Origin of the sequence: Rhodococcus sp. DMF-1 (assembly GCF_021441945.1) — a bacterium.
Classification (GTDB): domain Bacteria; phylum Actinomycetota; class Actinomycetes; order Mycobacteriales; family Mycobacteriaceae; genus Rhodococcus; species Rhodococcus ruber.
This window is the reverse complement of the sequence record NZ_CP090442.1, coordinates 118,169-129,875: the sequence shown is the minus strand read 5'-3', so window position 1 is coordinate 129,875 and position 11,707 is coordinate 118,169. Positions and strand designations below refer to the sequence as shown.

The window sequence follows — 11,707 nt, the reverse complement described above, 5'->3', positions numbered from 1 at the left end:
TATTCCACCCCTCGGGTCCCTACGACACGGGACGGGGCGGGCGCAGGATCGTATGCATCCCCTCCACCGATCCCAGGAGATCCGAATGTCGAAGAGCCGCAAGCTGATCGTCACCGCCGCGCTGATCGCCCTGCCCGTCTTCGGCGGCGCCGGGACGGCGGCCGCGTCCTCGGACCACCACGACGACCACGATCGCCACGACCGTCGCGACCGTGGTTGCGCGATCACGCATTTCGACCGGAACGGCAAATTCCTGCGCACCGAGTTCCGCAGCCCCGGGTCCCGGTTCGACGGGCGGATCTGCCGCAGCGACGATCAGTGGCACTTCCTCGACAGCGGCGACATCGCCCCCACTCCCTTCGTCCGGCACTGACCCACCGGGACCCCCGGATGCGACGGAGCCCCGCAGCGCGAAAAGCGGTGCGGGGCTCCGGCCGTGCGCAGACCTACTCGGTGCCGAGGAGGTCGATGACGAAGACGAGGGTCTTGCCGCCGAGCGGGTGCCCGGACCCGGCCGGACCGTAGGCGAGCTGCGGGGGCACCGTCAGCTTGCGGCGACCGCCGACCTTCATGCCGGGGATGCCCTCCTGCCAGCCGGGAATGAGGCGGCCGAGCGGGAACTTGACGGACTCGCCGCGGGCGAACGACGAGTCGAACACGTCGTTCGTGTCGTACTCGACGCCGTGGTAGTGCACGTCGACGACCGCACCGGGCTGCGCCTCGGTGCCGTCACCGACGGTGATGTCCTCGATCACGAGTTCGGCGGGAGCCGGCCCGGTGGCCGGTTCGATCTCCGGCACCTCGGGCTTGGCCTCCACGTCGAGCAGGTCGATGACGAACACCAGGGTCTTGCCGGCGAGGCGGTGCCCCGAACCGGCCGGGCCGTACGCCATCTCCGGCGGGATCGTCAGCTGACGGCGGCCACCGACCCGCATGCCGGGGATGCCCTCCTGCCAGCCGGCGATCAGGCCGCTGAGCGGGAAGGTGATGGACTCGCCCCGGCTCCACGACGAGTCGAACTCCTCGCCGGAGTCGAACTCGACGCCGACGTAGTGGACCTCGACCTTGGCCCCGGGCGTCGCCTCGGCGCCGTCGCCGACGGTGAGGTCCTTGACGACCAGACCGGTCGGGGCGGGGCCTTCCTGGAATTCGATCTCGGGCTTGCTACTCATGTGTCGGTCTTCCGGTAGGGGACGGGTCAGCGCGCGTCGATGCTGCTGTAGTCGCGCTCGGTGTAACCGGTGTAGATCTGCCGCGGGCGGCCGATCTTGAGGCTCGGGTCGGAGTGCATCTCGCGCCAGTGCGCGATCCAGCCCGGCAGGCGGCCGAGCGCGAACAGCACCGTGAACATCCGGGTGGGGAAGCCCATCGCCCGGTAGATCAGGCCGGTGTAGAAGTCGACGTTCGGGTACAGCTTGCGCTCGATGAAGTAGTCGTCGGTGAGCGCGGCCTCCTCGAGGGCCTGCGCGATCTGCAGCAGATCGTCGTCGCCACCCAGCTTGGCGAGCAGGCTGTCGGCGGTCTTCTTCACGATCGCCGCGCGCGGGTCGTAGTTCCGGTAGACGCGGTGTCCGAAGCCCATGAGCTTGACGCCGTCTTCCTTGTTCTTGACCTTGCGGACGAACTCCTTGACGTCGCCGCCGCCGGTCTTGATCGCGTCGAGCATCTCGAGCACGGCCTGGTTGGCGCCGCCGTGCAGCGGGCCCCACAGCGCGTTGATGCCGCCGGAGATCGAGGTGAACAGGTTGGCGTCGGACGAACCGACGAGGCGCACCGTGGAGGTCGAGCAGTTCTGCTCGTGGTCGGCGTGCAGGATCAGCAGCATGTCGAGGGCCTGGGCGATCTCGGGATCGACCTGGTACGGCTCGGCCGGGAAACCGAAGGTCATGCGCAGGAAGTTCTCGACCAGGTTCAGCGAGTTGTCCGGGTACAGGAACGGCTGGCCGACCGACTTCTTGTAGGCGTAGGCCGCGATGGTCGGCAGCTTGGCCATCAGCCGGATGGTGGACAGCTCCACCTGCTCCGGGTCGTCGGGATCGAGCGCATCCTGGTAGTACGCCGAGAGCGCGTTGACGGCGCTGGAGACGACGGGCATCGGGTGCGCGTTGCGCGGGAAGCCGTCGAAGAAGCGCTTGAGATCCTCGTGCAGCAGCGTGTGCCGGCGGATCTTGTCGGTGAAGACCTCGAGCTGCTCCGCGGTGGGCAGCTCGCCGTAGATCAGCAGGTAGCTGACCTCGATGAAGGTGGACTTCTCCGCCAGCTGCTCGATGGGGTATCCGCGGTAGCGCAGGATGCCTTTCTCCCCGTCGATGAAGGTGATGGCCGACGTGGTGGAGGCGGTGTTGACGAAACCGGGGTCAAGGGTGGTGTACCCGGTCTCTGCAAGGAGCTTGCCCAGCTCGATGCCGTCGTTGCCTTCCGTCGCCTTGGCGATAGACATTGTGTGCTCGCCACCGGGGTAGCTGAGGGTGGGTCGGGTGTCATTCTCAGCGGGCACGAAGGATCCCTCTCAAGCTCAGATCAACGCGATTCTTCCGAACATTCACGTAGAACCTAGCCCTTGCGCAGGCCATGTGCCCAGGGAGGGTCCGTCGAAGGTCCCCGATCGGGCCGGCGCGGCGCCGCGCCGCGCGCACGCCGGAGCGTCCGAATGCCCCCTCCGGCACGGCGCTCACCTGCGTCGATATTGCATATCACGTTCCCGCCGCCGGCGCGGTGAGCACCCGTCCGCGTGTCCGGGCAGCGGCGCACCGGCGGTGCAGGATCCCGTCCTGCGGACGGCGGTGCAGGATCCCGTCATGCGGACGGCAGGGCGGTCAGGCCCCACCGACCCGTCCACGTCTGCCCGGGTTGCAGCACGACGAGATCGATGCCGAGGTTGAAGGCGTCCGGCGGGCACGTCATCGGTTCGAGCGCCAGCGCCCGCCCCCGTCCCGGATACTCGAGTTCGGGGACGGCGCCGGCGGTGAACACCTGCAGCCAGCCGAACTCGCGCCCGGCCCACAACCGCACCCCCCGCCCGTCCGGGCCCCGCAGGTCGTGCCGGGACCGGCCGTCCACGTCCACGTCCAGCGCGCTGTACGGAAGGTCGAGCTCGACTCCGCGCAGCGGCCGCGGCGAGGTGAAGTCGAACTCGGTGCCCTCGACCGGCTGCGAGTACGCGTTCGGCAGTCCGCGCCCGGGATCGAGCGGCAGCCGGGTGCCGGCGGCCAGGCGGAGCGTGCACTCGTCGAGCGGCGCGGCGCCTGCCCGGACGTACGGATGCACGCCGAGCCCGAACGGCGAGTGGTAGCCGCCGATGTTGGTGGCGGTGTGCGTGACGGTGAGGCCGTCGTCGCCCACCTCGTGGGTCACGGTGAGCCGCAGCTGGTACGGCCACCCCTTGTGCAGTCCCACGTCCAGCTTCTGCTCGACGCGGAAGTCGTTGTGGGAAACCAGGACCCAGTCTCGATGCCAGGCGAATCCGTGCACCGCGTTGCCGCGTTCGGGTTCGGTGAGCGCGAGCTGATGCTCGATGCCGTCGAAGTAGAAGTGCCCGTCCCGGATGCGGTTCGGCCACGGGGCGAGCACCGTGCCGGAGCGCAGCGGGGGCCGCTCGTTCGCCGGCCAGCTCTCCGTCAGCGGGTACGGCCCGTCCGGCGATTCGTGCTCGAGTGCCCGCAGCGCCGCCCCCGAGCTGGATACCTCCGCGCGGTACCCGCCCCTTCGGATCCGGTAGTTCGTCGGATCGGACATGGGCCCAGTCTCCCGCGGACGGGCGCGGCAGGTCGGGGATTCGCCGATCACGGCGGCGACCTCGCCGATCGCGGTGGTGTCACCGAGCCGGATCGGGCCGCCGGTGCGCCTCCGCGCCTACGATGACCGGATGCGACTGCGCCTCGGCCGCCCGGATCTCGCCGCCTACGCCGACCGGTTCGACGTCCCCGCCGCGACGGCGGCGTCCCGCCCGGCCGTGACGTTCCTCGGGGTGTCCACCCTGCTCGTCGACGACGGCACCGACGCGCTGCTGACCGACGGCTTCTTCACCCGCCCGGGTCTCGGCGCCGTCGCGCTGGGTCGGCTCGCACCCGACCCGGCCCGGATCGACGCGTGCCTGACCCGGGCCGGCGCGACGCGGCTCGCGGCCGTCCTGCCCGTCCACAGCCACTTCGACCACGTGCTCGACTCCGCGGCCGTCGCCGAGCGGACGGGCGCGGTGCTCGTCGGCGGCGAATCGACGGCGAACGTCGGGCGCGGGCACGGCCTCCCGCCGGAGCGGATAGTCGTCGCCACGCCCGGCGAGCCGCTGCGGTTCGGCGGGTTCACCGTCACGCTCGTCGCGTCCGAGCACTGTCCGCCGGACCGGTACCCGGGCACGATCGACGCGCCCGTCGTCCCGCCCGCGCGGGCCGGGAGCTATCGGTGCGGCGAGGCGTGGTCGACGTTCGTCGCGCACGCCGACGGCCGGTCCCTGCTGATCCAGGGCAGCGCCGGTTTCCGGCCCGGGGCGCTGGCCGGCCGGCGCGCGGAGGTCGTCTATCTCGGCGTCGGCCAACTCGGGGTGCAGAGCGAGGAGTACATCCGCAGCTACTGGGCGGAGACCGTCGGCACGGTCGGAGCGCGACGGGTGGTGCTCGTGCACTGGGACGACTTCTTCCGCCCGCTCGACCGGCCGCTGCGCGCGCTGCCCTACGCCGGGGACGATCTCGACGTCACCATGCGGGTCCTCGGCCGGCTCGCCGAGCGCGACGGGGTGGAGCTGCATCTGCCGCAGGTGTGGCGGCGCGAGGATCCGTGGCGGTGACGGATTTCCGTACCCGAGACCATCCGGGCACCCCGAGGGAGCAGGCGGTCCGGCCCCGATCGGTGAGAGGTGGGGACGGGTTCCGCGAATGTGCCGGTGGTCATCCGCCCGCAGTGTGAGTGGCCGCGAAGACGATGAACACCACGAACAGCGCCGCGATACCCAGGACCGCGCCCGCCAGGGCCTCCCCGTGGTTCGTCGCCGACCCCTTGTCCACCCGGTCCAGGCCGACCCAGCCGCACACCACCGCAGCCAGTCCCGCGGGGATCGTGACCAGATCACCGAGGAAGGGGACGAAGGCGCACCCTGCGGCGACGATGCCCGCGACGAGGGCTGCGGTCCCCGCTCCGTTGCGGTCCGGCGATCGGACGAAACGATTCGATGGCATACCGGCTCCCGCGTCAGGGTGTGCGATCACGTCCGTCCATCGTGCCCTGCCCGCGTGGATACCGCATGTGCCCCGTCGGTGGACGGGTCAGTGGATCGTGCGGTCCACCCGGTACCGCACGAAGGCGGGGAAGGCGAGCACACACACCAGCACACCGGCCACGACGAGGACCCCGCCGCCCGCCGCGGCGACCGCGGTGCCCACCAGCGCCGCCGCCCCGCCGTGCAGGACGTCGCCGATGCGGGGTCCGCCGGCGACGACGACGATGAACACGCCCTGCAGCCGGCCCCGCATCTCGTCGGTGGCGACGGACTGCAGCATCGTCGAGCGGAACGCCGCGGAGACCATGTCGACCGCGCCGCCGAACGCGAGGAACGCCAGGGCGATCCACAGCCACACCGCGGTGCCGCCCGGTTCGGCGAGGCCCACCGCGACGCCGAAGCCGACCATCGCCAGACCCCAGGCGACGATGCACACGATCACCGCGAGCCCCTGCCGGCGCACCCGTGGCAACCAGCCGGAGAACACCCCGCCGAGCACCGCACCGGCCGACATCGCGGCGAACAGCAGCCCGAGCGCGAACCCGCCCTCGGCGGGGTCACCGAACGAGTCGTGCGCGATCTGCGGGAACAGGGCCCGCGGCATGCCGAACACCATCGCGACGATGTCGACGACGAACGAGGCGAGCAGGATCTTCTGGGTGGAGAGGTAACGGAACCCGTCGAGCACCTCGCGCAGGCCGGCACGCCGGGCCTGCCCGGTCGGCGGGATCGGCGGCAGCGCGAGCACCGCCCACAGGGTCGCGAGCAGTGCGACGGTGTCGATCAGGTACAGGGTGGGCAGACCGAGCACGGGGATCAGGGCGCCCGCGAGCAGCGGCCCGGCGATCGCCCCGAATTGCATCACCGTCATGTTCAGCGAATTGGCGGCGGCCAGTTGGCCGTTCGGGATGAGCCGCGGGATCACCGCGCCGCGGGTGGGCTGATTGACCGCGAAGCAGGCCTGCTGCAGCGACAACAGCACCAGCACCAGCCACACGTTCGCCAGGCCCGCGGCGGCCTGCGCCCACAGCAGCAGCGACGTCACGCCCATGCCGAGCGTGGTGAATGTGAGCAGCCGGCGCCGGTCCATCACGTCGGCCAACGCACCGCCCCACAGCCCGAACACCACGAGCGGGACGAGGGCGAACACACCGGTCAGACCCACGTACGCCGAGCTGCGGGTGATCTCGTAGATCTGTTGCGGCACCGCGACGACGCTGAGCTGGGCGCCGACGACCGTGACGATGCCGGCGGTCCACAACCGACGGTAGTCGCGGTTCTCGAGCGGCGTGGTGTCGGCGAGCAGCCGCCTCACGGCTGCAGACGCTCGGTGAGCCACCGCCCGTCGACCAGCCGGGTCCGCACCCGGTTGTGCAGACGGTTGGGCCGGCCCTGCCAGAACTCGACCGACTCGGGGCGGATCCGCAGTCCACCCCAGTGCGGCGGCACCGGGATCTCGGCGTCCATGCCGTAGCGCTCGGCGACCTCGACGAGCGCATGCTCGAGCGCCGCCCGGGACTCGATCGGCCGGGACTGCTGCGAGGCCCACGCGCCGAGGCGGGAGCCGCGAGGCCGGGAGTGCCAGTACTCGGCGGTCTCCTGCGCGCCGACCCGCTCGACGGGCCCGCGGACGGTGACCTGGCGGAAGATCGGGACCCAGGTGAACGTGGCCGACGCATAGGGCGTCGCGGCGAGTTGCCGGCCCTTGTCGGAGTCGTAGTTGGTGAAGAAGGCGACCCCGTCCGCGTCGACTCCCTTGCACAGCACGGTGCGGGTCACGGGCCGACCGTGCTCGTCGACGGTGCCGAGGACCATCGCATTCGGTTCGGGCAGTCCTGCCGCGGCGGCGTCGAGGAGCCAGCGGCGCAGCACCGGCAGCCAGCCGTCGGTGAGCCACTCGGGTTCGAGATCCTCGTCGACGGCGGACGCGCCCTGAGGGCCGGCAGGGGTGTAGTCGACACGCATCGACGCCAGATCGGCGTGCTCGTCCGCACTCGGAGGCAGCCCCTCGGCGTTCTCGGCGCCGGGCCGTGGATCGGTGGACACGATGCTGGACACTACTCCCGGGTATCCGGGCGCCGATCCTCCCGCCCGGGGGACTACAGTCGCACCGACGAACGGAGTGGGGCGCCGATCACATCCGCCGAGTCCCGCTTCACCGGCAGTGCTGCCCGGACCGGGTTGCACCGAACGAGGAGAGCCCAACCGTCATGGCATCGCGCGCGTCTGTACCCGAGGATTTCGTCGCCGGCCTCGAAGGCGTGGTCGCCTTCACCAGTGATATCGCCGAACCCGACAAGGACGGCGGTTCGCTGCGCTACCGCGGCGTCGACATCGAGGATCTCGTCACGCGCGGGGTCACGTTCGGGGACGTGTGGGCCCTGCTGGTCGACGGCAGGTTCGGCCAGGGCCTGCCCCCGGCCGAGCCGTTCCCGCTGCCGATCCACACCGGCGACGTCCGTGTCGACGTCCAGGCCGGCCTGGCGATGCTCGCCCCCATCTGGGGCTTCGAGCCGCTGCTCGACATCGACGACGCCACCGCGCGGGAGAACCTCGCCCGCGCCGCCGTGATGGCCCTGTCGTACGTCGCGCAGTCCGCGCGCGGCATCTATCAGCCCGCCGTGCCGCAGAAGCGCATCGACGAGGCCGCGACCGTCACCGAGCGGTTCATGGTGCGGTGGAAGGGCGAACCCGACCCGGCCCACGTCGCCGCGATCGACGCGTACTGGGTCTCGGCCGCCGAGCACGGCATGAACGCCTCCACCTTCACCGCCCGCGTCATCGCCTCCACCGGCGCCGACGTCGCCGCCGCGCTGTCCGGTGCGGTCGGCGCGATGTCCGGCCCGCTGCACGGTGGGGCCCCGGCGCGCGTGCTGCCGATGATCGAGGAGACCGAACGCAGCGGCGACGCCCGCGCGCTGGTCAAGGGCATCCTCGACCGCAAGGAGAAGCTGATGGGCTTCGGGCACCGCGTCTACCGCGCCGAGGACCCCCGCGCCCGGGTGCTGCGCGACACCGCGAAGCGACTGAACGCGCCGCGCTACGAGGTCGCCGCCGCCCTCGAGCAGGCCGCCCTCGCCGAGCTGCGCGAGCGTCGCCCCGACCGGGCCATCGAGACCAACGTCGAGTTCTGGGCCGCGGTGATCCTCGACTTCGCCGAGGTCCCGGCCGCGATGATGCCGGCGATGTTCACCTGCGGCCGCACCGCCGGCTGGTGCGCGCACATCCTCGAGCAGAAGCGCCTGGGCAAGCTGGTGCGCCCCGCCGCGATCTACACCGGCCCGGACGCCCGCAGCCCGGAGAGCGTCGAGGGCTGGGATTCGATCACCCACAACTGATCCACCGAGCCGGACGGACGGGTCCCCGCACCGGGTGCCCGTCCGTCCGGCCGACCGGCGGGGGCCGTCTAGACTACCGGTGCACTCGTTCCTCGACGTTTAGGACACGCATACCGATGGCTGACGCTACACCGATCATTCCCGCCGATCTCAAGCCCGCCGACGGCCGCTTCGGCTGCGGTCCCTCCAAGGTTCGCCCCGAGCAGCTGCAGTCCCTGGTCGAGGTCGGTGCCTCGGTGTTCGGTACCAGCCACCGGCAGAAGCCCGTCAAGGACGTCGTCGCCCGCATCCGCTCGGGACTGCGCGAGCTGTTCGCCCTGCCCGACGGCTACGAGGTGGTGCTCGGCAACGGCGGCACCACCGCGTTCTGGGACGCCGCGGCGTTCGGCCTGATCCGGGAGAAGTCGCAGCACTTCACCTACGGCGAGTTCTCGTCGAAGTTCGCCACGGTCGCCAAGAAGAACCCGCTGATCGGTGACCCGATCGTGGTGGACAGCGCGCCGGGAACCGCACCGGAGATAGTCGCCGACGGATCGGCCGACCTCATCGGCTGGGCCCACAACGAGACCTCGACCGGTGTCGCGGTGCCGGTCACCCGCCCGGCCGGCTCCGAGAACGCCTTGATCGCCATCGACGCGACGTCCGGCGCCGGCGGCCTGCCCGTCGCCGCGGAGGACTTCGACGTCTACTACTTCGCGCCGCAGAAGTGCTTCGCCGCCGACGGTGGCCTGTGGATCGCCCTGATGAGCCCGGCCGCGCTGGCGCGGGTGGACGAGATCAAGGCCTCGGGCCGCTTCACTCCCGAGTTCCTGTCGCTGCCGATCGCCGTCGACAACAGCACGAAGGATCAGACGTACAACACCCCCGCGGTGGGCACGCTGCTGCTGCTGGCCGACCAGATCGAGTGGATGAACGGCAACGGCGGCCTGGCCTGGACGACGGCCCGGACCGCGGACTCGTCGTCGCGGCTGTACGCGTGGGCCGAGGCCTCCGAGTACGCCACCCCGTTCGTCGCCGATCCGGCGCTGCGCTCCCAGGTGGTCGGCACCGTCGACTTCGCCGACTCGGTCGATGCCGCACAGGTTGCGAAGATCCTGCGCGCCAACGGGATCGTCGACACCGAGCCCTACCGCAAGCTGGGCCGCAACCAGCTGCGCGTCGGCATGTTCCCGGCAATCGACCCCGACGACATCACCGCGCTGACCAAGTGCATCGACTGGGTGGTCGACCGGATGTAGATCGGTCGCTCGACCGTGAGGGCGGGGTCGGATCCGGGTCGGGTCCGGCCCCGTTCGCCGTCCCGGAGCCGTCTCGAACTCTCGACAACGAGTCGAGACTTTCGGGGAAACCTTGGACAATAGCGCCACGTCGGCGGATTCACGCCACCGGGCCCCCGGCGTGTCGGCGTGTCCTGCTCCGCAGGCATCACGAGTCCGTTACAGTCGGGCGGGTCAATCGCGATTCCCCGCGAGGAGGTCATGGTGCGAGAGCTTCGAGTGGTCGGCCTCGAGCCCGACGGAACGCACGTCGTGCTCGCCGATCCCGAAAACGGCGACAGATTCCGCATCCCGATCGACGACACGCTCCGCGCCGCCTCCCGTGGTGATCTCGCCCGCCTCGGGCAGATCCAGATCGAGACCGCCAGTCAGCTGCGACCCCGCGAGATCCAGGCCCGCATCCGCTCCGGCGCATCCGTCGAGCAGGTCGCCGAGGAGGCCGGGATCCCGCTCGCGAAGGTGGAGCGGTTCGCCTACCCGGTGCTGCTCGAGCGCTCCCGCGCGGCGGAGATGGCTCAGCAGGGTCATCCGGTGCGTCCGGACGGCCCGGCCGTGCACACCCTCGCCGAGATCGTCGCCCAGGCGTTCCGGGCACGCGGGCACAGCATCGACGCCGCCACCTGGGACGCGTGGCGCGACGACGAGGGTCACTGGGTGGCCCAATTGCAGTGGGACGCCGGCCGGTCCACCAACGCCGCGCACTGGCGCTACCAGCCCGACGCCCACGGCGGGACGATCCTCCCGCTCGACGACACCGCCACCGAGCTGATCGATCCGGACTGCGGGCGGCCGCTGCGCTGCCTCACACCGGTGTACACGGCGCGCGATGTCGACGACACCGGCGACAACGACGGGTCCGAGCGGGAGGACGTCGTCGCCGAGACGATCACCCTCGATCCGCCGCCCGCGGTCATCGACGCCGAGGTCGAGGAGGTCCGTCCCGCGGCGGCGCGTCTGCCCGAGCCCGACGTGGAGGAGGACCGGCCGAAGCTGGCGCCGCAGCAGAATCCGGGTAAGGACAAGCGCGGCAAGCCCGCCCTCCCCTCGTGGGACGACGTGCTGCTCGGCGTGCGCAGCAACGGGCGCGGCTGAGGACCGGACCCACCGATGGCGGCCGCGACGGTGTCGACCATCTGGTACGTCGACGCCCCCGACCCCGGCGAGGTGCTGCGCGATGCGCGGGCCGACTGCACGACCGCCCACGCTCTCGTCGGACGGCTGCATCCGGGACTGTCGTCCGAGCCGCTGGGCCGGGTGCCGCTCGCGCAGGCCGCAGCCGGGGCGGCCGGCCGGGTCTACGTGGGCAGCTTCCCCGGGGTGACGGTGGTGTGCAGCCCGGACCTTGCGGCGACGCGTCCGTCGCAGCTGCCCGAACGCTGGAGGCACACCGTCGCGTCCGAGAACACCTATCTCGTCGTGTCGGATCCCACCGGGGCGCGCGGCGCCGTCGGTGCCTGGCGGCGCGGCACGCCGCGACGAGCGTTCGACGCCACGCCCGTCGCGATCACCGAGGACGACGGGCTGCCGTTCGTGTGGGAGCGGCCGTTCTGGGGCGGGGAGTTCCCGATCCGCTGGCCGCTGGACGTACTGCCCCACCCCGAGGCGTTGCCGTTCCACCCCCGCCGGTTCGCCGAGGCCGCCAACGCCGCGTGGCTCGGGTTCCGTTACACGGCCCGCGCCGCCGGCGAGCTCGACCCCCACGAGATCGAGGTGTGGGACTTCGCGTTGTACCGCGACGGCGAGCGGCCACCCGCCGACCGGGACGCACCGGGCGCCCGGCCCGCGCGTCGGCGGTGGTGGCCGCGGCGGATCTCCGCGCCCGGCCGCGCACTGCCCGGTCGTACGCGCGCGGAATAACCGGTGCGCCTGGCAGATTCGTT

12 protein-coding genes and 1 pseudogene are annotated in these 11,707 nt (G+C 71.4%); 6 read left to right on the top strand and 7 right to left on the bottom strand.

Annotated elements, in window-relative coordinates:
* Positions 1-85: 85 nt before the first annotated feature.
* Positions 86-373 (top strand): hypothetical protein, encoded by a 288-nt coding sequence (locus tag LZP97_RS00675; RefSeq protein ID WP_010593137.1) that lies wholly within the window; start codon positions 86-88, stop codon positions 371-373.
* A 73-nt stretch (positions 374-446) separates the two neighbouring features.
* Here the strand turns inward: LZP97_RS00675 and LZP97_RS00670 are convergent, their stop codons facing one another.
* From LZP97_RS00670 to LZP97_RS00655, 4 genes and pseudogenes are all read right to left on the bottom strand, one after another.
* Positions 447-800, bottom strand: a complete 354-nt coding sequence (locus LZP97_RS00670; protein WP_371851027.1) for an FKBP-type peptidyl-prolyl cis-trans isomerase — start codon at positions 798-800, stop codon at positions 447-449.
* A 21-nt stretch (positions 801-821) separates the two neighbouring features.
* A pseudogene (locus tag LZP97_RS00665) lies at positions 822-1,172 on the bottom strand (FKBP-type peptidyl-prolyl cis-trans isomerase); the annotation flags it as partial.
* 26 nt (positions 1,173-1,198) lie between these two features.
* Complete coding sequence (locus LZP97_RS00660) at positions 1,199-2,497, bottom strand: citrate synthase (RefSeq protein ID WP_040274279.1); 1,299 nt, start codon at positions 2,495-2,497, stop codon at positions 1,199-1,201.
* 299 nt (positions 2,498-2,796) lie between these two features.
* Positions 2,797-3,735, bottom strand: a complete 939-nt coding sequence (locus LZP97_RS00655; RefSeq protein WP_017679374.1) for an aldose 1-epimerase family protein — start codon at positions 3,733-3,735, stop codon at positions 2,797-2,799.
* Positions 3,736-3,865: 130 nt separating this feature from the next.
* On the opposite strand from LZP97_RS00655, the gene LZP97_RS00650 reads away from it, so the two are divergent.
* Positions 3,866-4,783, top strand: coding sequence for an MBL fold metallo-hydrolase (locus tag LZP97_RS00650; protein WP_026137454.1), 918 nt, complete (start codon positions 3,866-3,868; stop codon positions 4,781-4,783).
* A gap of 100 nt (positions 4,784-4,883) precedes the next feature.
* On the opposite strand, the gene LZP97_RS00645 is transcribed toward LZP97_RS00650, so the two are convergent.
* From LZP97_RS00645 to pdxH, 3 genes are all read right to left on the bottom strand, one after another.
* Positions 4,884-5,171 carry a hypothetical protein gene (locus LZP97_RS00645; protein ID WP_017679372.1) on the bottom strand — a complete coding sequence of 96 codons (288 nt, stop codon included), beginning with the start codon at positions 5,169-5,171 and terminating at the stop codon, positions 4,884-4,886.
* An 87-nt stretch (positions 5,172-5,258) separates the two neighbouring features.
* The gene (locus LZP97_RS00640; protein ID WP_010593144.1) at positions 5,259-6,527 is read right to left on the bottom strand and encodes an MFS transporter; all 1,269 of its coding nucleotides are present in this window, start codon (positions 6,525-6,527) and stop codon (positions 5,259-5,261) included.
* Entirely contained in the window at positions 6,524-7,216 is a 693-nt protein-coding gene (gene pdxH / locus LZP97_RS00635) for a pyridoxamine 5'-phosphate oxidase (RefSeq protein ID WP_026137453.1), read from the bottom strand. Before pdxH ends, LZP97_RS00640 begins: the two co-directional genes overlap by 4 nt.
* A 206-nt stretch (positions 7,217-7,422) precedes the next feature.
* Between pdxH and LZP97_RS00630 the strand changes: the two genes are divergently transcribed.
* The 4 genes from LZP97_RS00630 to LZP97_RS00615 all read left to right on the top strand — a co-directional run bounded on the left by LZP97_RS00630 (position 7,423) and on the right by LZP97_RS00615 (position 11,684).
* On the top strand, positions 7,423-8,550 hold the full coding sequence (locus tag LZP97_RS00630; protein ID WP_017679370.1) for a citrate synthase 2: 1,128 nt from the start codon (positions 7,423-7,425) through the stop codon (positions 8,548-8,550).
* Positions 8,551-8,666: 116 nt separating this feature from the next.
* Complete coding sequence (gene serC, locus LZP97_RS00625) at positions 8,667-9,788, top strand: phosphoserine transaminase (protein WP_017679369.1); 1,122 nt, start codon at positions 8,667-8,669, stop codon at positions 9,786-9,788.
* 243 nt (positions 9,789-10,031) lie between these two features.
* Entirely contained in the window at positions 10,032-10,919 is an 888-nt protein-coding gene (sepH, locus tag LZP97_RS00620; protein WP_192811070.1) for a septation protein SepH, read from the top strand.
* A 15-nt stretch (positions 10,920-10,934) separates the two neighbouring features.
* Positions 10,935-11,684, top strand: a complete 750-nt coding sequence (locus tag LZP97_RS00615) for a DUF6928 family protein (RefSeq protein ID WP_048772342.1) — start codon at positions 10,935-10,937, stop codon at positions 11,682-11,684.
* Positions 11,685-11,707 lie beyond the last annotated feature (23 nt).